General features: G+C 71.9%; 20 protein-coding genes. 5 read left to right on the top strand and 15 right to left on the bottom strand.

All coding sequences use genetic code 11. The annotated features are described in order from the left end of the window. Positions 1-133 precede the first annotated feature (133 nt). Positions 134-850, top strand: coding sequence for an FHA domain-containing protein (locus tag AB0I04_RS31425; RefSeq protein WP_360892466.1), 717 nt, complete (start codon positions 134-136; stop codon positions 848-850). A 243-nt stretch (positions 851-1,093) separates the two neighbouring features. Here AB0I04_RS31425 and AB0I04_RS31420 read toward each other — a convergent pair whose 3' ends face one another. Genes AB0I04_RS31420 through purN form a run of 4 tightly spaced genes read right to left on the bottom strand, consistent with a single transcriptional unit; the run spans position 1,094 to position 4,369 of the window. Next, the gene (locus AB0I04_RS31420) at positions 1,094-1,945 is read right to left on the bottom strand and encodes a bifunctional methylenetetrahydrofolate dehydrogenase/methenyltetrahydrofolate cyclohydrolase (RefSeq protein ID WP_360892463.1); all 852 of its coding nucleotides are present in this window, start codon (positions 1,943-1,945) and stop codon (positions 1,094-1,096) included. 26 nt (positions 1,946-1,971) lie between these two features. After that, positions 1,972-2,160 (bottom strand): hypothetical protein, encoded by a 189-nt coding sequence (locus AB0I04_RS31415; protein ID WP_360892460.1) that lies wholly within the window; start codon positions 2,158-2,160, stop codon positions 1,972-1,974. 56 nt (positions 2,161-2,216) lie between these two features. After that, a complete protein-coding gene (gene purH, locus AB0I04_RS31410; RefSeq protein ID WP_360892457.1) occupies positions 2,217-3,767 on the bottom strand; it encodes a bifunctional phosphoribosylaminoimidazolecarboxamide formyltransferase/IMP cyclohydrolase in 1,551 nt (516 codons plus the stop codon). Then, on the bottom strand, positions 3,764-4,369 hold the full coding sequence (gene purN, locus AB0I04_RS31405) for a phosphoribosylglycinamide formyltransferase (protein WP_360892454.1): 606 nt from the start codon (positions 4,367-4,369) through the stop codon (positions 3,764-3,766). The genes purH and purN overlap by 4 nt, the downstream gene beginning before the upstream one ends. An 86-nt stretch (positions 4,370-4,455) precedes the next feature. On the opposite strand from purN, the gene AB0I04_RS31400 reads away from it, so the two are divergent. Continuing rightward, complete coding sequence (locus AB0I04_RS31400; RefSeq protein WP_360892452.1) at positions 4,456-5,010, top strand: DUF4190 domain-containing protein; 555 nt, start codon at positions 4,456-4,458, stop codon at positions 5,008-5,010. Between the two features lie 110 nt (positions 5,011-5,120). Here AB0I04_RS31400 and AB0I04_RS31395 read toward each other — a convergent pair whose 3' ends face one another. The 3 genes from AB0I04_RS31395 to sucC all read right to left on the bottom strand — a co-directional run bounded on the left by AB0I04_RS31395 (position 5,121) and on the right by sucC (position 8,841). Continuing rightward, complete coding sequence (locus AB0I04_RS31395) at positions 5,121-6,596, bottom strand: DUF6350 family protein (protein WP_360892449.1); 1,476 nt, start codon at positions 6,594-6,596, stop codon at positions 5,121-5,123. A gap of 168 nt (positions 6,597-6,764) precedes the next feature. Continuing rightward, a complete protein-coding gene (sucD, locus tag AB0I04_RS31390; protein ID WP_360892446.1) occupies positions 6,765-7,649 on the bottom strand; it encodes a succinate--CoA ligase subunit alpha in 885 nt (294 codons plus the stop codon). Position 7,650: 1 nt separating this feature from the next. Further along, positions 7,651-8,841 (bottom strand): ADP-forming succinate--CoA ligase subunit beta, encoded by a 1,191-nt coding sequence (gene sucC / locus AB0I04_RS31385; RefSeq protein ID WP_360892443.1) that lies wholly within the window; start codon positions 8,839-8,841, stop codon positions 7,651-7,653. A gap of 249 nt (positions 8,842-9,090) precedes the next feature. Here sucC and AB0I04_RS31380 point away from each other — a divergent pair, with 249 nt between their 5' ends. Then, positions 9,091-10,470, top strand: a complete 1,380-nt coding sequence (locus AB0I04_RS31380) for a glycoside hydrolase family 15 protein (protein WP_360892440.1) — start codon at positions 9,091-9,093, stop codon at positions 10,468-10,470. Positions 10,471-10,537: 67 nt separating this feature from the next. Here the strand turns inward: AB0I04_RS31380 and AB0I04_RS31375 are convergent, their stop codons facing one another. From AB0I04_RS31375 to pcrA, 3 genes are all read right to left on the bottom strand, one after another. Next, positions 10,538-10,936 (bottom strand): cobalamin B12-binding domain-containing protein, encoded by a 399-nt coding sequence (locus tag AB0I04_RS31375; RefSeq protein WP_360892437.1) that lies wholly within the window; start codon positions 10,934-10,936, stop codon positions 10,538-10,540. Between the two features lie 86 nt (positions 10,937-11,022). Further along, positions 11,023-12,513 carry a right-handed parallel beta-helix repeat-containing protein gene (locus AB0I04_RS31370; protein ID WP_360892433.1) on the bottom strand — a complete coding sequence of 497 codons (1,491 nt, stop codon included), beginning with the start codon at positions 12,511-12,513 and terminating at the stop codon, positions 11,023-11,025. A gap of 97 nt (positions 12,514-12,610) precedes the next feature. Beyond that, complete coding sequence (gene pcrA, locus AB0I04_RS31365) at positions 12,611-14,917, bottom strand: DNA helicase PcrA (RefSeq protein ID WP_360892430.1); 2,307 nt, start codon at positions 14,915-14,917, stop codon at positions 12,611-12,613. A gap of 189 nt (positions 14,918-15,106) precedes the next feature. Between pcrA and AB0I04_RS31360 the strand changes: the two genes are divergently transcribed. Next, complete coding sequence (locus tag AB0I04_RS31360) at positions 15,107-15,946, top strand: alpha/beta fold hydrolase (RefSeq protein ID WP_360892427.1); 840 nt, start codon at positions 15,107-15,109, stop codon at positions 15,944-15,946. Between the two features lie 50 nt (positions 15,947-15,996). On the opposite strand, the gene dhaM is transcribed toward AB0I04_RS31360, so the two are convergent. The 5 genes from dhaM to dhaK all read right to left on the bottom strand — a co-directional run bounded on the left by dhaM (position 15,997) and on the right by dhaK (position 20,152). Then, positions 15,997-16,416: a dihydroxyacetone kinase phosphoryl donor subunit DhaM gene (gene dhaM, locus AB0I04_RS31355; RefSeq protein WP_360892424.1), complete on the bottom strand. Its 420-nt coding sequence runs from the start codon at positions 16,414-16,416 to the stop codon at positions 15,997-15,999. 79 nt (positions 16,417-16,495) lie between these two features. Continuing rightward, positions 16,496-17,107 carry a MerR family transcriptional regulator gene (locus AB0I04_RS31350; protein ID WP_360892421.1) on the bottom strand — a complete coding sequence of 204 codons (612 nt, stop codon included), beginning with the start codon at positions 17,105-17,107 and terminating at the stop codon, positions 16,496-16,498. Positions 17,108-17,175: 68 nt separating this feature from the next. Next, positions 17,176-18,345, bottom strand: a complete 1,170-nt coding sequence (locus tag AB0I04_RS31345) for a monodechloroaminopyrrolnitrin synthase PrnB family protein (protein ID WP_360892418.1) — start codon at positions 18,343-18,345, stop codon at positions 17,176-17,178. Between the two features lie 200 nt (positions 18,346-18,545). Further along, positions 18,546-19,157 carry a dihydroxyacetone kinase subunit DhaL gene (gene dhaL / locus AB0I04_RS31340; RefSeq protein WP_360892415.1) on the bottom strand — a complete coding sequence of 204 codons (612 nt, stop codon included), beginning with the start codon at positions 19,155-19,157 and terminating at the stop codon, positions 18,546-18,548. Continuing rightward, the gene (gene dhaK / locus AB0I04_RS31335; RefSeq protein WP_360892412.1) at positions 19,157-20,152 is read right to left on the bottom strand and encodes a dihydroxyacetone kinase subunit DhaK; all 996 of its coding nucleotides are present in this window, start codon (positions 20,150-20,152) and stop codon (positions 19,157-19,159) included. Before dhaK ends, dhaL begins: the two co-directional genes overlap by 1 nt. Positions 20,153-20,241: 89 nt before the next feature. Here dhaK and AB0I04_RS31330 point away from each other — a divergent pair, with 89 nt between their 5' ends. Then, positions 20,242-20,952, top strand: coding sequence for a PIG-L deacetylase family protein (locus tag AB0I04_RS31330; protein ID WP_360892409.1), 711 nt, complete (start codon positions 20,242-20,244; stop codon positions 20,950-20,952). Positions 20,953-21,057: the final 105 nt, after the last annotated feature.

Genomic DNA, 21,057 nt, shown 5'->3' with positions numbered 1-21,057 from the left:
TGGCCTCTTTCGGACGGGTCGGATGTCCCGTAATCTCCGGTGTACTCGGTCCTACCCACCGGTAGGCGGGTGTGACCATGGCCGGTCCGGGTAACCAGGCAGACAGGGGTCGCTAACTACTGGAGGGACCGCTGTGGAGGGCCCGTATATACGGATCGAAGAAACCGGCACGGTACTGCCACTGCGCTCCGAGGTCACGACGATCGGGCGAGGTCGTGGTGTGGACATTCGCCTCGACGAACCGAGCGTCTCGCGGTTGCACGCCGAACTGGTCCGCCGCGGTCCGTACGTCTACGTCGTGGACCTCGGCCTGTCGCGCAACGGCACGCGGGTGAACGGGCGGCCGATCGCGCGCCGTGTGCTCGAGGACGGTGACGTGGTGAGCTTCGGCGCAGCGCGGTGCCGGATGGGCGGCATACCGCGCGAGGACGTCGACCCGGACGTCGAGTTGCGCCGTGCCGTCGCCCCGGAGCTGACGCGTCGTGAGATCGACGTGCTGACGGCGCTGTGCCGCCCCGCCCTGTCGGACGAGGCGTTCGTCGCGCCCGCCACGGCCCGTGAGATCGCCACCGACCTGGTGGTGACGGAGGCGGCGGTCAAGCAGCACCTGCTGCGGCTGTACCAGAAGTTCCGCATCCCGGAAGGCGCCAACCGCCGCACCCGGCTGGCGAACGAGGTCATCGCGCTCGGGCTGGTCCGCCCGCTGCCGCCCGTCCACGTGCCGCCCCAGGGCGGCCGTCCGCCGGAGCCGGCCCGTCGCCCGGAGGCATCTCGACCGGGCACGCCGCCGCAGCCACGTCAGCCGACCGCTCCCGGCCAGCCGACCGCCCCGGGACGCCGTGCCAGCTGAGCTCACGGAGACCGCCGGGCCCGGAGTGGTGCGCCCGTCGCGCCGCCGCAGCGCGTCGGCTCTCGGACAGCCGACCGCGCCCGGCCGGCTGACCCACACTCCGTACGTGTGGGGGCGCCGCTAGGTTTCCGGAGCCCGATGACCACACCCTCGTACGCCCCGGGGTGCGCCGAGCCGATCGTCGGCCCCGGGGTGGTGGTGCGCCAACGCTTCGCCGCCCCGGGACCCGCTCGGCGGCAGCCCTCAGGTCGCGGACTTCTCCGCGGCCTCGACGACGTTGGCCAGCAGCATCGCCCGGGTCATGGGGCCCACTCCCCCGGGCATGGGCGCGACCCAGGCGGCGACGTCGCGAACGCCGGGGTGGACGTCGCCGACGAGACCCTCGTCGGTGCGCGTGATGCCGACGTCGAGCACGGCCGCGCCGGGCTTGACCATGTCGGCGGTGAGCAGGCCCGGAACGCCGGCGGCCACCACGATGATGTCGGCCCCGCGGGTGTGCGCGGCGAGGTCCTTCGTCCCGGTGTGGCAGGTGGTGACGGTGGCGTTCTCCGACCGGCGCGTGAGCAACAGGCCCAGGGCCCGGCCCACCGTGATGCCCCGGCCGATGACGGTCACGTCGGCACCCCGCAGCGGTACGTCGTGGCGGCCCAGCAGCTCGACGATGCCGCGCGGGGTGCACGGCAGCGCCCCGGGCTGCATCAGGACGAGACGCCCGAGGTTGACCGGGTGCAGGCCGTCGGCGTCCTTGACCGGGTCGATGCGCTCGAGGACCCGCTGCTCGTCCAGGCCCTTCGGGAGCGGCAGCTGGACGATGTAGCCGGTGCACGCCGGGTCGGCGTTGAGCTCGTCGACGACCGCCTCGACCTCGGCCTGCGTGGCGGTCGCCGGGAGGTCACGCCGGATGCTGGCGATCCCCACCTCGGCGCAGTCGCGGTGCTTGCCCGCGACGTACGCCATGCTCCCCGGGTCCTCGCCGACGAGCACGGTGCCCAGACCGGGGACGATCCCCCGCTCGCGCAGCGCGTCGATGCGTACCTTCAGCTCCGCGCGGATCGCCGCGGCGGTCGCCTTGCCGTCGAGAATTCGTGCGCTCACGGGTCAATCCTTTCAGGCGTGGGAACCTACAGCTCGTCCTGGTCGGCCCGCTGCCGCCAGGCGACGACGCGGTCGGTGAGGTGCCAGCTCGCGGACCCCGCGAGAACGGCGGCCAGCACGGCGGCGACGAGACCGATCAGCGGACGGATCTCGTCGGTGAGCGTCGCGCTCCGGGCGATGACGGCCACGCTGAACTCGAGGAACCCGTTGGGCACGATGTCTCCCTGGGGGCTGCGGTCGCCGGGGACAGGGCCCCGGCGACCGGATGGGGTCAGTGGAAGAAGTGGCGGACCCCGGTGAAGTAGAGGGTGATGCCGGCCTTGGCGGCCGCCTCGATCACCTCTTCGTCATGGATCGACCCGCCGGGTTCGACAATAGCCGTGACTCCGGCGTCCACGAGCACCTGAAGACCGTCCGCGAAGGGGAAGAAGGCGTCGGAGGCGCCCACCGCCCCGGTCGTGCGGTCACCGGCCCGCGAGACCGCGAGGCGCGCGGAGTCGACCCGGTTGACCTGGCCCATCCCGACACCGACGGTCGCGCCGTCGGCGGCGAGCAGGATGGCGTTGGACTTCACCGACCGGCAGGCCCGCCACGCGAACGCCAGGTCGCGGAGGGTGGCCTCGTCGGCGGCCTGCCCCGTCCGGAGCTCCCACGTCGCCGGGTCGTCGCCGGGGGCGTCGATCCGGTCCCGCGTCTGGGCGAGGAGCCCGCCGTCGATCTGCCGGGTGTCGACCTGGGCGGCGGGGCCCTCCGGGCAGACCAGCAGCCGGAGGTTCTTCTTCTTGGCCGTAAGCAGCGCCAGGGCCTCCTCGTCGAACCCGGGGGCGACGATCACCTCGGTGAAGATGTCGGCGAGCTGGCGGGCCATCTCGGCCGACACCGGCCGGTTGGTGGCGATCACGCCGCCGTACGCCGAGCCCGGGTCGCAGGCGTGCGCCTTGCGGTGCGCCTCGGCGATGTCGGCGCCGACCGCGATGCCGCACGGGTTGGCGTGCTTGATGATCGCGACGCACGGCTCGGCGAAGTCGTACGCGGCGCGGCGGGCCGCGTCGGCGTCGACGTAGTTGTTGTAGGACATCTCCTTGCCGTGCAGCTGCTCGGCACCGGCCAGGCCGCCCTCGCCGTCGGTGTAGAGCGCCGCCTCCTGGTGCGGGTTCTCCCCGTAGCGGAGGACGGCCTTGCGGGTACGGACCGCGCCGATGACGTCCGGCCAGCGGCTGTCGCTGTCCGGCGCGTACGCGCTCGCGAACCACGACGCCACGGCCACGTCGTACGCCGCGGTGTGGGCGTACGCCGCCGCCGCGAGCCGCTTGCGCTCCTCCAGTTCGAACCCGCCGCGGCGGACGGCCTCCAGGACCTGGTCGTACGCGGCCGGGTCGACGACCACGGCGACGCTCTGGTGGTTCTTGGCGGCGGCGCGCACCATGGCCGGGCCGCCGATGTCGATCTGCTCGACGATCTCGTCCGGGGTGGCGCCGGAGGCGACCGTCTCCCGGAACGGGTAGAGGTTGGAGATCAGCAGGTCGAACGGCTCGACGTGCAGGTCCTCGAGCTGCTGGACGTGGTCCGGGTTGCGGCGGTCGGCGAGGAGGCCGGCGTGCACCTTCGGGTGCAGTGTCTTGACGCGGCCGTCGAGGCACTCGGGAAAGCCGGTGAGCTTCTCGACCTTCATGACCGGGACGCCCGCGTCGGCGATGCGGGCGGCGGTCGACCCCGTCGAGACGATCTCCACGCCGGCCTGGTGAAGGCCCTTGGCGAGCCCTTCGAGGCCGGTCTTGTCGTAGACGCTGATCAGCGCCCGCTTGATCGTGATGCGGGTCACCCGATCCTCACTTTCCTGTTCTCGATGGTCCATCCTTCGCGGACCAGTCGGCCCACGGTCCGCACGAGCAGGGGGCGTTCGACCGCCTTGATCCGCTCGTGCAGCGACTCTTCATCGTCGTCGTCCAGGACGGGCACGGCCTCCTGGGCGACGATCGGGCCGGTGTCGACCCCGGCGTCCACGAAGTGCGCGGTGCAGCCGGTCACCTTCACGCCGTAATCCAGCGCCTCGCGCGCGCCGTGCGTGCCCGGGAAGGACGGCAGCAGCGCGGGGTGCGTGTTGATGACCCGGCCGGCGAAGCGGTCGAGGAACCGCTTGCCGAGGATCTTCATGAAGCCGGCGGAGACGACCAGGTCAGGGGCGTACGCGTCGACCGCGCCAGTGAGCGCGGCATCCCACGCGTCCCGGGTCGGATGGTCTTTGAGACGGACGACGAAGGTCGGCACGCCGACGCGCTCGGCACGGCGCAGCCCTTCGATATCGTCACGATCGGCGCCCACGGCAGTGATCCGAGCGCCATAAGCTGGATCGACACACGCGTCGAGCAGCGCTTGTAGGTTGGTCCCCGCACCGGAGACGAGGACGACGAGCCGGGCGGACACCGTGACTCCCAGGAACGACTGGTGGGCGGGCCGTACCAGCCTATCGGCCGCCGCACGGCTAGGCTCAGCCGACACCAGGAGGACCAGTGAGTGACGCGCCAGGCCCCGACCAGGCCGGGCCACAGACGCAGCTCCCCGACTCGCCACCCGTGCCGCCGAGCATGCGTCCCGCGAGTGACGAGCCAGGCCCTGACCAGGCCGAGCCGCGGACGCAGCGTCCCGAGCCGCCGTCCCGGCCGCCGCTGCCGCCGACCGCGCCCGAGCGCGGCGGCCCGCGTGCGCTGATCCTGGGGATCGCCGGGCTCGTGCTGACGTTCCTGTTCCTCCCCGCCGGACTGCTGTTGTCCGTCGCGGCGGTGGTCACGGGTGTGCGGTCCCGCAAGCGGGCCCGGCGGGTGCTGGCCCCGGCGCCGGGCGCGGTCGCCGGTGTGGTCCTCGGTTCGATCGGGCTGGTCTTCTGTGCCTTCTCGATCGCGCTGACCGCCGTGATGTGGAACGAGCTCAGCGGCTACACGAAGTGCCGCGAGTCGGCCCTCACCTTCGACGACAAGCAGACCTGCCAGAACAAGTACTTCCCGAAGATCGAGCGCCGGCTGCACATGCCGAAGGACTCGCTGCACCGGTACGACTCCTGGTTCTGAGCCGATCGTCCGGCACTCGGGTCCTGAGCTGACCGTTCAGCGTTCGGATCGGCTCGGCGCTCGGAGTCTGAGCCGGGCGTTCGGCGTTCCCGGCGCCGAACGCCCGGCGTTCAGCGATCGCGCGGGGGCCGCCGCAGCCGGGAGACCTTCCCCGATCCGGGTTCCTCGCGGAGCCGGCCCGCCTCGGCGGCCCGCGAGATCGGGATGACGCCCTCGGGGAGCGACGGCTCGTCGATCGACGACAGCACCGGCTCCGGGTCCTCGAACTCGACCTCCTCGGTCTCCGGCTCCTCGTGCTCCTCGGCCGGCGCGGTGGCCGCGGCGGGCGGAACGCGGCGCAGCAGCCGCCAGTTGGTCACCCAGGCGGCGATCGCGGCCGAGACCCCCACCTCCAGCGCGGCCAGGAGCCCGGTCTGCCACGCGGAGGGCCCCATGACGGCCATCCGCCCGCCGCCGAGCGGCCCGCCGGACAGCGCCGCCAGGAAGGCGATCACGCCGCCGGTCAGCGCCCCCGACACGAACCCCCACAGCGGCGCGGCCTCGGTCGTCGCCGCGGGCAGGTACCGGATCGTGAGGACGCCACCGACGGCTCCGGCGATGAACGGCACGGCCAGCGCGAACAACGAGACGACCGGTGCCGGCCCCGGCTCCGGCAGCGCGGCGAGCGACGGGAACGCCGGGATCATGCCGAGGAACACCCCCGACGGCGACACGCTCGTACCCGCCCCCACCGAGAAGCCCGGCCCCACGGCGTACGCGACCGCCCACAGCGCCGCGTTGGGCAGGTAGACGAGTGCGATGAGGAACACCAGGATCCCCCCGACCACGCCCGGCTTGAGGACCTCGAAGAGGTTCTTGGCCTGTGGCAGGTGGTACAGCAGGGAGGCCAGGAAGATCACAACCCCGGAGCCGAGCAGCACGGCGGTCGCGCCGGTGGCTCCGGCGGCCACCGAGCGGGCGCGCCGGGGCAGCAGCCCGAGCATCGCCACCCAGGGGGCACGGTTGGTCGTCGAGACGAGGGCGCGCGCCGCCCCGAGGCCTCCGGCGCACAGGGCCAGCGGGAAGCACAGCAGCAGCGCCTGCCACGCCGACGGCCGTACGACCGACGAGCGCGCCAAGAGTGCGAGCAGCCCCGACAGCACCGCGTACGGGACGGCCAGCGCCAGCGCGGCGTGCACGACGCCGATCCGGTAACGGCCCCGGACCCGCCCGGTCCGCGCGATCCATCCGCCGCTGCGGAACAGCAGCGCGCCGGGCAGCACCATCAGCCCGAGCGGCAGCAGCCCCACCCGGCCGTGCGGTGCCGTGAACCCCGCGTGGTGGGACACGAGCCAGAACCCGACCGCCGTGCGGAAGACGCCTGGCAGGCCGGTGCCGAGCGCGCTGCGCGGCGCGGCGATCCAGCCGATGAGGGTGATCGTGGTGAGCACGGTCAGGCCGATGCCCGCCGACCACACCGCGGCGACGATGCCGGTGACGGCGAGCGGCCGGGTGACGGGCTCGGTCACCGGGGACGGTTCGGCCTCGTCCGGGTCGTCGAACTCCTCGTCGTCAAGATCCGGCTCGCCGTGCTCGGTGGTGGACATGGGGCGCTCACCGCTCCTCAGTTGCTCGCGGGTCCACGGCCTCACCATGCTGGCAGCGCCGCACCGGCGATCTCGCGCATCCGCCCGGCGTGTCGCCCTTCCCTGCCGCATGCGAAGACGCCCGTGCCGGGAGGCCCCGGCCGGGCGTCTTCGGTGAGTGCCCTTGGATCAGGCGGACATGATCTCGCGCATGAGGCGGGCGGTCTCGCTCGGGGTCTTGCCGACGCGGACGCCGACCTTCTCCAGAGCCTCCTTCTTCGCCTGGGCGGTGCCGGACGAGCCGGAGACGATCGCGCCGGCGTGGCCCATCGTCTTGCCCTCGGGCGCGGTGAAGCCCGCGACGTACCCCACGACCGGCTTGGTGACGTGCTGCTCGATGTACGCGGCGGCACGCTCCTCGGCGTCACCGCCGATCTCACCGATCATCACGATGGCGTCGGTCTCGGGGTCGGCCTGGAAGGCCTCCAGGGCGTCGATGTGCGTGGTGCCGATGACCGGGTCACCGCCGATGCCGACGCACGTCGAGAAGCCGATGTCCCGCAGCTCGTACATCATCTGGTAGGTCAGCGTGCCCGACTTGCTGACCAGGCCGATGCGGCCGGGCGTGGTGATGTCGGCCGGAATGATGCCGGCGTTCGACTTGCCCGGCGAGGCGATGCCGGGGCAGTTGGGGCCGATGATGCGGGTCTTGCCGCCCTTCTCGACCGCGTGCCCCCAGGCCCAGGTGCTGTCGTGCACCGGGATGCCCTCGGTGATCACGATGCACAGCGGGATCTCCGCGTCGATGGCCTCGACGACGGCGTCCTTGGTGAACTTCGGCGGCACGAAGACCACGGACACGTCCGCGCCGGTCCGCTCCATCGCCTCCGCGACGGTGCCGAACACCGGCAGGTCCCGGCCCTCGTGCGTGACGGTCTGCCCGGCCTTGCGGGCGTTGACGCCGCCGACGACATTCGTGCCGGCGCGCAGCATGCGGGCGGTGTGCTTGGAACCCTCACCACCGGTCATCCCCTGGACGATGACCTTGCTGTTCTCGGTCAGCCAGATCGCCATCTCATGCCCCCTGCGCGGCCAGCTCGGCGGCGCGCCGCGCCGCTTCGTCCATGGTCTCTACCTGCTCGATGACCGGAATCGCGGCCTCGTTGAGGATGCGCCGGCCCTCCTCGGCGTTGTTCCCGTCGAGCCGGACGACGATCGGCCGGTCGACGGTCTCGCCACGGTCGCCCAGCAGCTTGACGGCCTGGACGATGCCGTTCGCGACGGCGTCACCGGAGGTGATGCCGCCGAACACGTTGATGAAGACGCTCTTCACGCTCGGGTCGCCGAGCACGATCTCCATGCCGTTGGCCATGACCTCGGCCGAGGCGCCGCCGCCGATGTCGAGGAAGTTGGCCGGCTTCTGGCCGCCGTACTGCTCGCCCGCGTAGGCGACGACGTCGAGCGTGGACATGACCAGGCCTGCGCCGTTACCGATGATGCCGACGCTGCCGTCGAGCTTGACGTAGTTGAGGTCCTTCTCCTTGGCCTTCGCCTCGAGCGGGTCGGTCGCGGCCTTGTCCTCCAGCGCGACGTGCTCCTGCTGACGGAAGGTCGCGTTGTCGTCGAGGGTGACCTTGCCGTCGAGGGCCACGACCCGGCCGTCGGCGGTGAGGATCAGCGGGTTCACCTCGACCAGGGTGGCGTCCTCGTCGACGAAGACGGCCCACAGCCGTTCGATGAGCTCGGCCGCGCCGTCCAGGGCCTCGGCCGGCAGCCGCCCGGCGGACGCGATCTCACGGGCCCTGGCCCGGTCGACGCCGGCCAGGGCCGAGATCGGCAGCTGGGCCACCGCGTCCGGGTTGGTCGCGGCGACCTCCTCGATCTCCATGCCGCCTTCGACCGAGCAGATGGACAGGAACGTCCGGTTCGCGCGGTCGAGCAGGAACGAGAAGTAGAACTCCTGGGCGATGGCACTGGCCTCTTCGACGAGGACCTTGTGGACCGTGTGGCCCTTGATGTCCATGCCGAGGATCTGGCGTGCCTTCTCCTCGGCGTCGGCGGGCGAGTCGGCCACCTTCACGCCACCGGCCTTGCCACGGCCGCCGGTCTTCACCTGCGCCTTGACGACGACGCGCGAGGTGCCGGCCGCGGCGAACTCATCGGCGATCGCGCGGGCCTCCTCCGCCGTCGTGGCGATCTTGCCGGTGGGGACCGGGACGCCGTACTCCGCGAAGAGCTCCTTCGCCTGATGTTCGAACAGGTCCACGGGGGTCCGTCCTTAACGGGATCGACAGATAACGACCGCGTCCAGCGGTCCGCTCCGACCAGGCAGCCTAGTCCTTCCGGTATACACGCTGGGCCGGTGGGTCCGGCCGAGCCCATTCCATAGATGACGACCGGGTAAGGAACGGATGTCGTCAAAGTGGCCGCCAGGCTTTGGTGTACTGGAACGCCATGGATCGCAGGAGCCGTCGGTGAGACTCGACAGGGGACAGGGGGTACGCCGGTGACGCGGATGACCGCACGGAGGGTGCGCCGCGTCGCCCTTCTCCTCCTCGTGGCCGCGCTCAGCGCGACCTGCGCCGCGTCCCTGCCGCGGCCCGGCACCGACCCGTGGCGCAGCCCCGGCCTGATCGGCACGGGCTGGCCGTTCGCCCGCGCCGCGGTCGCCCCGGAGGACGCGGCGGGCGCGTCGTACATCCCCGGCAGCGCCGTCCTGCTGCTCCCGGACGGCAGGGCGCGGCTGATCCCGTTCGGCGGCCGTGCGCCGCAGACGCTGAGCCGCGACGATCCCCGGGTGGCCGACGCGGTGCGCTCCGACCAGGCGTGGCTGGCCTCGGGCGCCGTGCCCGGCCGCACGGCCGAGGAGCGCGAGGCGGCCGGCCGCGCCCTGCTCGACCTGCGCATGCTGACGCTGCCGAACGGCGCCTCCACCGCGTCCTGGTACGGCGCGTGGAACTACGTGTGGCCGCGTGACGGCGCGTTCACCGCGGCGGCGTTCGCCGCCACCGGGCACGGCGGCGACGCCCAGCGGGTGCTGTACTTCCTCGCCCGCGCCCAGGCCCCCACGGGGCTGTGGGCCGCCCGGTACCTGCCCGACGGTACGGCCGTCACGGACGGCCGGGACGTCCAGCTCGACAGCCTCGGCTGGGTGCTGTGGGCGACCTGGTTCCTGTACGAGAAGGACCCCGCGGCGGCCAACCTGGACACGCTGTGGCCGATGGTCCGCCGCGCGGCCGACCGGGCGGCGTCCGCCCTGCGCGCCGACGGCCTGCCTCCGCCGTCACCGGACTACTGGGAACGCAGCCCGTCGCGGGAGCAGCTGCCGCACGCGGCGACGCTCGGCGTCTCCGCGCCCATGCTGGCCGGGCTGCGGGCCGCCGCCGCACTGGCCACCGCCCGTTCCGACGCCGACGAGGCGCGGCGCTGGGACCGGGCCGCCGATCGGCTGGCCGACGGCATCGAGCGGCGGTTCGGGCCGTACGGCTATCCTCGGTCACCGATCCGCGGCGGCGCGGTGGACGCCTCCGTCGCCTTCCTGGCCCCGCCGTTCGCGACACCCGCACCCGGCGTACTGTCCGCCGTGGCCCGGATCCGCGACCGGCTGCGGCTGCCGTACGGCGGGGCGGTGCCCGGCGAGGTGTTCGGCGCCAGCGCCGCGTGGACCCCGGAGACCGGGCTGTTCGCGCTCGAGGCCGCAGCGATCGGCGACACCAAGGGCGTACGCGACTGGCTCGGCTGGCTCATCACGCACCGGACCTCGCTGGGGTCCTTCCCGGAGAAGGTCGACGACCACGGCGCCCAGGCCGGGGTCGCCCCGCTCGGCTGGACCTCGTCACTGGTCGTCCTGGCGCTCGCGGCCGAGCAGTCTCCCCTGCCCGTCCCGCCGAGTTAGGGCCTGTCTCAAAGCCTGTCTGTCTCAAAGCCCCGCCGGCCTACTGCGCGACAGGCGCCGGCCCTGGTCAGTCCTTGCCGACGTTGGCGCGGACCCACTCGGCGATCTCCTGGGTGGTCGCGCCGGGCGTGAAGACCTTCGGGATGCCGAGCTTCTCCAACTCGGGGATGTCGGCGTCGGGGATGATCCCGCCGACGAAGACCGTGATGTCGAGGGCGTCGCGGTCCTTGAGCAGATCGAGGACCTTGGCGCACAGCGTCATGTGCGCGCCGGACAGGATGGACAGTCCGATGCCGTCGGCGTCCTCCTGCAGTGCCGCCTCGACGATCTGCTCGGGGGTCTGGTGCAGCCCGGTGTAGATGACCTCCATACCGGCGTCGCGCAGCGCGCGGGCGACGACCTTCGCGCCGCGATCATGGCCGTCGAGACCGGGCTTGGCGATGACGACGCGGATCGGACCCGCCATTACTGCCTCCTACCGGGGTGCGTGGATGTCCCGCACGATAGCCGTAATACGGGGAGACTCCATCGACCGCCCCGGGTGCCGGCGGATCAGGCCGCGGGACGCGGTGGCGTGGTGAGCCAGGTGCAGCCCTTCGGGTCTCGGCTGTGGGGCGTGTAGGCGGCGCAGGCCGTCACGACGGAGGTCTTGGCGGGGTTGCCCAGCTGGGCGTACGGGCCACCGGATGAAGGGTGGTCGCAGTCCGGCAGTGCCGCCGGGTCGCTGCGCGGCCGCCCCCACGAAGAGGCGTTGTTCTGCCAGCAGTTGCCGTCGCCCTGTTCGTCCCACCAGAAGTCGACGCCGTTCGACGCGCGCCCGCCGGAGGGCGTCACGCCCATGAGGTTTCCGACGTACCGGTTGCCGTGCGAGGTGTCCCGCTGCTTGGCGGGGTCGGTCTCGCCGCGGCGGCTCGCCGGGATCCAGTGCTGAGCGATGCCGTAGCGCCAGTTGTCGTAGACGAAGTTGCTCGCGTAGGTGTTCTCGTCGCCGCCCGCCAGCAGCATGCCGGTGCCGACCGGGACCGCCCGTGCCGGGCACTTCGTCCCGCAGTCGCGGTAAGGGTCGGCGTTGTTGGAGAACACCCGGTTGGCGACGAACATCGCGTGGTTCTGCGGCATGCCCACCGCCTGCGCGCTGCTGTCGAGCACCGCGCCGGTGGCGTTGGCGGAGAACTCGTTGTCGTGGACGTACACCGAGTCGCCGGCCGTTCCGGAGTAGCCGATGAGGTTGCCGTGGGAACGGCAGCCGCGGATCTCCACGGACAGCCGGTTGCCACGCTGGTCGGATGCGGACGCCGTGGCGATGCCCGCGTCGCCGTTGCCGGACGCCTCGCAGTCGGCGATCACTCCGTGGTCGGTGCCGTACGCCGCGAGTCCGTGCTCGCCGTCGTTCAGCGCGGCGACCTGGTCGAGGACGTATCCGTCGGTCTCGACGACGGCGACGCCGTCCTCGGCGAAGCCCTTGACCGTGACGCCCCGCAGGTAGAAGCCGTCGGCGCGGTCGGCGCGGATGCCGATCGGCTTGTCGCCCTCGACGACGACCCCGGCGCCGACGCCCTCGATCTGCAGGTCGTCCAGGCCGGAGACGTTGATCAGGTTCCGTAGGTGCGGGCAGGCGTGCTGCTGCTCGTACGACAGGGTGGTGCGGTCGGCGAGCGCGCGGCACGGCCCGGACGGGGTGGCCAGGCTCGGCTGCTCCCGGTAGGTGCCCGGCAGGACGTAGATCGTCGTGCCGCGCTGCCGGACCGCGTCGACGGCCGCCTGAATGTCGTGGTAGGCGCACTCCTCGGCCAGCTGCTGCGCCAGGCCGGTGAGGTTTCCGCCCGGTTTGCAGACGACCAGCCGTGACGTGGCCGGAGCCGGTCGGTAGGTGGGAACGTGGTAGGTGCCGGCCGGAAACACGACCGGCCGGTCGGCGACGACCGGAGACACGACCGGCTGATCGGCGGCCGAAGCGGGCGACGCCAGGACCGATGACGTGAGAACGGCCGTACTCACCGCGGACACGACCGCGACAAGGAGACGCCGCGCGAACCGCCCCATTTTCCTCCCAACGGGCCGCAGGTGCTCCCCACGTGCATCATGCAGGTCCACGCGTCTCATGTCGACGCCCGCATCCGGCCACGAAAGCCGTGAACTTTTACAACTTCTCGATCGGCGCGTACCGGAGGACGAAGCGCTTCACCCCGTACTCGCCGCCGAAGTCGACGGTGGCGGCCGCCTTCTCGCCGGCTCCGTCGACCGCCACGACCGTACCGAGACCGAACGAATCATGGGACACCCGGTCGCCGGCGGACAGGGCGGGCACCGCGCGGTTGCCCGGTGAGCGCACCCCCGGCCGCTGTGAGAGCGACGCCATGGCGGGAGTGGCCTGCGCGCCCTGACCGCCGCCCTTCCACTCGACGAGCTTGTCGGGGATCTCGGAGAGGAACCGCGACGGCGGGTTATACGAGGGGGCGCCCCACGAGCTGCGCATCGTCGCGCGGGAGACGTAGAGCCGCTGCCGGGCGCGGGTGATGCCGACGTACGCGAGCCGCCGCTCCTCCTCCAGCTGCTTCGCGTCGCCGAGCGAGCGCAGGTGGGGGAAGACGCCGTCCTCCATGCCGGTGAGGAACACGACCGGGAACTCCAGGCCCTTGGCGGTGTGCAGGGTCATCAGCGTGACGACGCCCTCCGGCCCGCGGTCGCTCGGCGGGACGACGCCCGCCTCTCCGCCGGGGATCTGGTCGGCGTCGGCGACCAGCGCCACCTGCTCGAGGAACTCGACGAGGCGTCCCTCGGCACCGGCGGGCGCCGCGGCCTCCTCCTCGTCACCGGCCGGAGCGGCCACTCCGGCGGTGAAGCGCTCCTCGAACTCGGCCGCCACCGACTCCAGCTCGCGGAGGTTCTCGATGCGGGTCTCGTCCTGCGGGTCGCGGGAGGCCTCCAGCTCCGCGAGGTAGCCGCTCTTGGTCAGGATCGCCTCGATCAGCTCGGTCGGCGTCGCGGTGTCGACCATCTCGCCCAGCTCGTCCAGGAGCGCGACGAAGTCCTTGATCTGCTTCAGCGAGCGGGTGGCGATGCCGGGGGCCTCCTCGGCGCGGCGCAGCGCCTGCCAGAACGAGATGCGCTCACGGCCGGCGAGGACCTCCACGCACGCCTCGGCGCGGTCACCGATGCCCCGCTTGGGAACGTTGAGGACGCGGCGGAGGCTGACGGTGTCCTCGGGGTTGCCGAGCACCCGGAGGTAGGCCAGCAGGTCGCGGATCTCCTTGCGCTCGTAGAACCGGACACCGCCGACGACCTTGTACGGCAGGCCGACCCGGATGAAGACCTCTTCGTAGACACGCGACTGGGCGTTGGTGCGGTAGAACACCGCGACGTCCCCGGCCGCGACCTCCTCCTCGTCGCTGAGCCGGTCGATCTCCTGGGCGACGAACGCCGCCTCGTCGTGCTCGTTGTCCGCGACGTACCCGATGACCTTCGGGCCCTCGCCCTGATCGGACCACAGGCGCTTGGGCTTGCGGTCGGCGTTGCGCTCGATCACCGCGTTGGCCGCCGACAGGATCGTCTGGGTCGAGCGGTAGTTCTGCTCGAGCAGGATGACGGCCGCGTCGGGGTAGTCGCGCTCGAACTCCAGGATGTTGCGGATCGTCGCGCCGCGGAAGGCGTAGATCGACTGGTCGGCGTCGCCGACCACGCACAGCTCGGCGGGCGGCAGGTCGTCGTCGTCACCCGGCTGTCCGACCAGCTCGCGGACCAGGACGTACTGCGCGTGGTTGGTGTCCTGGTACTCGTCGACGAGGACGTGCCGGAACCGCCGCCGGTAGTGCTCGGCGACGTCGGGGAAGGCCTGCAGCAGGTTGACCGTCGTCATGATCAGGTCGTCGAAGTCCATCGCCCCGGCCTGCCGCAGCCGGGTCTGGTAGGTCTCGTACGCCTCGGCGAGGGTCTTCTCCATGTGCGTCGAGGCCTGACCGCGGAAGGTCTCGTAGTCGATCAGCTCGTTCTTCAGGTTGGAGACCTGCGCGGAGAAGCTCCGCGGCGGGTAGCGCTTGGAATCCAGGTCGAGCTCGCGGCAGACCAGCGCCATCAGCCGCTGCGAGTCGGCCTGGTCGTAGATCGAGAAGCCGGACGGGAAGCCGAGCCGCTTCGCCTCCCGGCGCAGGATGCGCACGCAGGCGGAGTGAAACGTCATCACCCACATCGCCCGCGACCGCGGCCCGACGAGCGCGTCGACGCGCTCCTTCATCTCCCCGGCGGCCTTGTTGGTGAAGGTGATCGCGAGGATCTCACCGGGCTGCGCGCCCCGCTCCCCGAGCAGGTAGGCGATGCGGTGGGTGAGGACCCGGGTCTTGCCCGACCCCGCACCCGCGACGATCAGCAGCGGACCGCCCTGATGGGCGACCGCCGCGCGCTGGGCGTCGTTGAGTCCGTCGAGAAGAGGGTGGCTTACGAGCGTCGACACTCAATGAAGGGTATTCCCTGACGGCGACACTCCGAGTCCGATGCGCCCATCCGGTCACACCGGGCACCGCGCTTCGCGACCGAGAGTGGATTACCTAAACTTCCCTATCGCTCCCTTAATCGCGTACGTTAGGGAGTGATGGATGACAAGATGTACAGATCTCAACGAGAGGCCGGCGGTGCAGGCGGCATGACCACGATCTACAAGTCCGAGGCCGGTCGACGCGAGCTCCTCGACCACTACCGGCACGTGCTGGACGCCTGGCCCGTTCCGGCCGAGCACGTGCGGGTGCCGACTCGCGAGGGCGAGACCTTCGTCCTCGTCTCCGGCCCCCGGGACGCGCCGCCCCTCGTGCTGCTGCACGGCTCGGGCGCGAACGCGTCGATGTGGCGGGGAGACATCGCCACCTGGTCTCAGAACTTCCGCACGTACGCCGTCGACCTCGTCGGCGAGCCGGGCCTGAGCGCGCCCTCGCGTCCCGCCCTGGGCTCCGACGCCCTGTCACTCTGGCTGGACGACGTACTGGACGGGCTCGAGATCACCGACGCCGCGTTCGCCGCCGTCTCCCTCGGCGGCTGGATGGCCCTGGACTACGCCATCCGCCGTCCAGAACGAGTGACTCGCCTGGCGTTGATGTGCCCCGGCGGCGTGGGACGGCAGAAGGTCGGCTGGATCTTCAAGGCCCTGCTGACCCGCCCGTTCCGGCGTGGTGGACTGCGCGAGTCGGCGATGGCCGTCGCAGGCCTGGACGGGGAGAGGGACCGGCAGGCGCTCGACGCCGTCGTTCTGACGTTCACGCACTTCAACCCGCGCAGGGAGAGGCTCCCGGTGTTCCCCGACGACGCGTTGCGCGGCCTCACCATGCCCGTACTCGTCATCGTCGGCGGCCGTGACGCCATGTTCGACTCGCGTCAGACCGCGCGGCGCGTCCGCGAGTGCGTCTCACACTCGACTGTGAATCTGCTCCCCGAGGTGGGTCACGCCATCTTCGGCCAGGCCGAGCCGGTCGCGAAGTTCCTCCGGGCCTGACGTGAACCCTGTGGAGCCCTTCGAACAGAGGCTCCGCAGGGGTCAATGGGTCAGGTCTTGCGGAAGGCGTACGCCTCGTGGGCGGCGCGGGCGACGTCGGCGACGTCGGCGCCCCCGGCCGAGGCCGAGGCCGCCGCGACGGAGCCCTCGACGAACGGCGCGTCGGCCAGCACGATCTTCGTCTCGGGCTCGCCGGGACGGCCGGCGCGGGCGTCCTCGAGATCTTCCAGATAGGTGCGGGCGGTCAGCACCGAGGAGCCGAGGTCGGCGATCAGCACGACCCCGGAGCCGCCGTCGGCCTCCCGTACGGCCCGCTCGACCAGGTCGATGCTGGTGCCCAGTCCGCCCTCGCCGTCGCCTCCGGCGGGCCGTACGGTGACCTCTCCGACGCCCATCTGGGCGGCGAGTTCGGCGGCTCCCTCGGCCAGCGCACGGCTGTGCGAGATCAGCACGATTCCGACGGTGCTCATGTCCCGATGTTCTCGCATTCCGAACATGAGCCGCACAACGCCCTAATCGCGCCGGTAGGCGTGCCGGGAACCGGCCAGGTCAGCCGATGCCGTCCGGAAGGAGGCTCTGGCGCTGCCTCCGCATCTCCTCCAGCTCCTCCGGGCTGAGCATGGCCGTCGCTTCGGCCCGCTGCCGCTGGAGCTCCTCGACCTCGGCCGGAGTCAGCCTGGCCCTCATCTCCTCGCGCTGCCGCGTCATCTGCTCGAGCTGCTCGGGTGTCAACCTGCGGTCCATCGCGACCATCCCTTCGATCAGTTCGACGAGTTCCTCGACCGGCGGGTCGGCCCCCTCGTCGTTCGGGGCCGACGCGCCGATGACGGCCAGCAGGGTGCGACGGAGCCGCCGGGCCGCCGCGATCCGTTCCTCGGTCTGCCGGAGCTGCCGGTGCAGCAGCGCCGGTAGGTCGGCCCCCGTGCCGTCCAGTACCTCGGCGATCTCGGCCAGGGACAGCCCGAAGCCGCGCAGGGCGAGGATCCGGTGCAGCCGGCGGACCTCGGCGGGGCCGTAGCGCCGTCGCCCGGCCCGGTCACGGGCGGGCGACAGCAGGCCGAGCCGGTCGTAGTGGTGGAGGGTCCGTACGGTCAGCCCGGTCGTCCGGGCCAGCTCCCCCACCGGCATGGTCCGGCCCGATTCCGCGTCTGTCGGCGTCATGGCCTGGACGTTAGGCCGTGACGTCACGTCAGGTGCAAGCCGCGCGAACGGCCCCGCGTCTCGTCGCTTCAAGGACCCGTCGCCAGGAGGGCCCGGAGCCGGTCCAGGGAGGCGCGTGCGGTGGTCAGGCCCGGCCGGTCGCGGGCCGCGCGGAGGTCGCTCAGCCGCGCGAGCCCGCCGATCACGACGTCGAGGGGCGGTCCGCTGGCCGTAATGTCCTCCCGGCGGTCCGGGAGCGCGTCCTCGGCAGGCCGCTCGAGGAACGGCTTGACCAGCCTGTGGTGATGGTAGGTGTACGCGGCCGCGTGCGCCCGGCAGACCTCGAGGAACAGCTCCCCGTTCGGCCGGAGCCGCTCGCCGGCCGATCCCGCCGCCGCTTCGCGGAGGAAGGCGGCGAGCAGCGGTTCGGCGAGGGCGGCGGCCCGCAGGCGGCCTTGGTCCTCAGGCGGGACGTAGGGGTACTTCTCGGCAAGGACGTGCTGGTAGAAGGGGTCCGCGGCGTCGCACAGCCCGAGCAGAAGGTCGATCTCGTTGATCGCGGCGAAGTCGCCGGCGTTGGCGCCCCGGTACTCCACCGCGCCGACGCGGTAGGTCTTGAAGTACGGGCGGATGTTGAGGAAGAACCGGTCGGGATCGAGTTCGTCGCCGAGCGTCCGGTTGAAGCGCAGCACGTCGTCGAGCGCCGCCCGCGCCTGGTCGAACAGGTACGTCGCCATCGGGCTCGAGACCCCCATCGGCGGGATCCGGCGCAGCGCGTCGGCCGCCCGCTGGTAGGCCAGGACCGGCAGCGCGTTACCTCGGATGAACACCTCCTCGTCGCGGAGCGAGGTGAAGGTCAGGAACGTGCCGCGGACCGCCGGGTTGTGGATCGACTGGTGCGCGAACACGAACCTGGGGGCGACGCCGAGCGACGAGCCAAGCCGGTTCGCGAGCGACCACGCGGTCGCGAGCGGTTCCCCGCCGCTCTCCACCTCGTGTCTGCGGCAGGCCGCCAGGTAGAAGCCGACGGCGCCGAGGAGCCGATACCTCTCCCGGGCGTCGGCCGGGATCCGGCCGGTACCTACGATCCGGGCGATGAGCGTCCCGCCGTCCTCCAGGATCGCCCGTTTGGTCTTCTCGAGGTCCGGGCCGTCGAGGATCTCGCTTCGCGCCGCGAAGTACGCCTCTTCCAGTTCGGTGTTGAGGTCGACGAACTCGTGCCTGAGCCATCGGTCCAACTCGTTGATCGCTGCTTCCACACCCGGCCTCCGCGGTTCGGAAAAGGGGCAGGTCGCGGCGGATCCTCACGCCGCGCCCGCACGGTCACCGCGCCGCCGGCGCCTCACCGGGCCTCGCGGCGCACGCTCCACCCTGGTGCCCGCTACGGCCCGGTGAACAGATCCAAAAGAGGCCCACTCAACCGGTCCATAACCCGGGCTCCGAGCCCGGCCGGTCGCTCTCAGGCTGCGTCGTCGGACGCCTCGGCGAGGGCGCGGAACAGCAGCACCGTGGAGGCGGCGCCGGGGTCCAGGTGGCCGATGCTGCGGGGTCCGAGGTAGCTGGCCCGTCCCTTGCGCGCCTGCATCGGGACCGTGGCCTCAGCGCCCTTCTCCGCGGCTTCCAGGGCCGCCTGCGCGGCGGTCGCCACCCCGTCCCCGGCGGCGGCACCGTACGCCTGCACCGCGGGGGCGAGGGCGTCGACCATCGTCTTGTCCCCTTCGACGGCCTTGCCCAGGTCCCGTACGGCGTCCAGGGCGGCCTGCAGGGCGGCGCTGAGAGCGGCTGCGTCCACGTCGTCGGCGTCGCCGAGGGCCTTGCCCGCCCGGCGCAGCGCGCCGCCGTACAACGGCCCGGACGCCCCGCCGGTCTTGGATATGAGTGTTCGGCCAGCGGTCATCAGCACCTTGCCGGGCGGCAGGCCGGGGCCGAGGGCCTCGACGGCCGCCCGCATACCGCGGTTGAGGTTGGCGCCGTGGTCTCCGTCGCCGATCGCGGCGTCGAGCCTCGTGAGGCGGTCGGCGTCCGCCGCGACCAGTTCGGCGAAGCGTTCCATCCAACGGCGTGCGTCCATCAGCGTCCCCACCGCAGGCCGGGCGTCTCCACCGGCGCGTCCCACAGCTCGGTGAGCTGCGGTGTGAGGCGCAGGACCGAGACCATGACGCCGGCCATCTCCAGGCTGGTCACATAGTTGCCGACGAGGGAGCGCGCCACCGTGACGCCGTGCCCGCCCAACCATTCGGCCGCTGCCGCGTACGCGCCGTACAGCTCCATGAGCGGCGTGCCGCCCATGCCGTTGACCATGACGAGGACCTCGGACCCGGACAGCGGCATGTCGTCGTTGATCGCCGACAGGGCCACATCGACGATCTCCGGGGCGGGGCGGAGTTTCGTGCGCTCCCGGCCGGGTTCGCCGTGGATGCCGATGCCCAGTTCCATCTCGTCGTCGGCGAGCTCGAACGTGGGACGCCCGGCGGCGGGGACGGTGCAGGCGGTCAGCGCGACCCCGAACGAACGGGTCCGCTCGTTGACCTCGCGGGCGACGGCGGCGACGTCCTGCAGAGAGCCGCCGGCCTCGGCCAGCGCCCCGGCGGTCTTCTCCGCGAAGAGGGTCGCCCCGGTGCCCCGCCGTCCGGCGGTGAACGTGCTGTCCTGCACCGCCACGTCGTCGTCGATCACGACGGGCACGACCTCGACGTCCTCATCCTCGGCGAGTTCGGCGGCCATCTGGAAGTTCAGGACGTCACCGGTGTAGTTCTTCACAATGTGGACGACCCCGGCGCCGCCGGACGCCGCGGTGGTCGCGGCGAGGATCTGGTCGGGCACCGGTGAGGTGAAGACCTCGCCGGGACAGGCGGCGTCGAGCATGCCGTACCCGACGAAACCCCCGTGCAGCGGCTCATGGCCGGAGCCTCCTCCGGAGATCAACCCGACCTTGCCGGTACGCGGAGCGTCGGCCCGGACGATGATCCGCTGGTCCAGATCGACCCGCAGGGACGGATGTGCGGCCGCCATGCCGCGCAGGGTGTCGAGGACGACGTCGTCGACGTCACCGATCAATTTCTTCATGGTTCCCGGAATACCGTGTCCGACCCCACGACGCCAGAGTTGTGGCTGATTGATGGGTTAAAGGCTGAACCTCCGTAAGATGGCGAAACGTGATCGACGACGTTGAGCGCGCGCTCGTGGTGATGGCCCACCCCGACGACATCGACTTCTCCTGCGCCGGAACGGTCGCGACCTGGACCGACGCGGGCATCGAGGTCGCCTACCTCCTGGTCACCGACGGCGACGCGGGTGGCTTCGACGACGACGTGCCGCGCGAGGAGATGGGCCCGCTGCGCCGGGCCGAGCAGACCGCGGCGGCCAAGTGCGTCGGCGTCACCGACGTGCGCTTCCTCGGGTACCCCGACGGGCGCGTGGAGGCGACGCTCGACCTGCGCCGCGACATCGCGCGCGTCATCCGGCAGGTCCGCCCCGACCGGGTGATCATCCCCAGTCCCGAGCGGAACTACGAACGGATCTACGCCGGCCATCCGGACCACCGGGCGGTCGGATCGGCCGCGTTCGACGCCGTCTACCCCGACGCCCGGAACCCGTACGCCTTCCCGGAGCTGCGCGCCGAGGGGCTGGAAGCCTGGACCGCCCGGGAGATCTGGGTGATCGGCGGGCCCTCCCTCAACGAGTACGTCGACATCACGGACGTCTTCGACCGCAAACTCGCGGCGCTGCGCTCCCACGTGAGCCAGGTGTCCCACCACGACGATCTGGAGGGGATGCTGCGCACCTGGATGCGCGCGAACGCCGTTAACGGCGGGCTCCCCGAGGGCCGCCTGGCCGAGCCGTTCCAGATCGTTCCGGCCGTGTAGTCCCCGGGCCCGGCCGAATGACGCCCCAGGCCCGGCGAGCCGCGCCCAAGACCAGCGGGTCGCGTCCCAGAGCCGCGAGCCGCGCCCTGGAACCGCCGGGCCGTG

The organism is Actinoallomurus sp. NPDC050550, from assembly GCF_040655075.1.
Taxonomy (GTDB): Bacteria; Actinomycetota; Actinomycetes; order Streptosporangiales; family Streptosporangiaceae; genus Actinoallomurus.
Note: the sequence above shows the minus strand (reverse complement) of the source record. Positions and strands in the feature narration are given on the sequence as shown.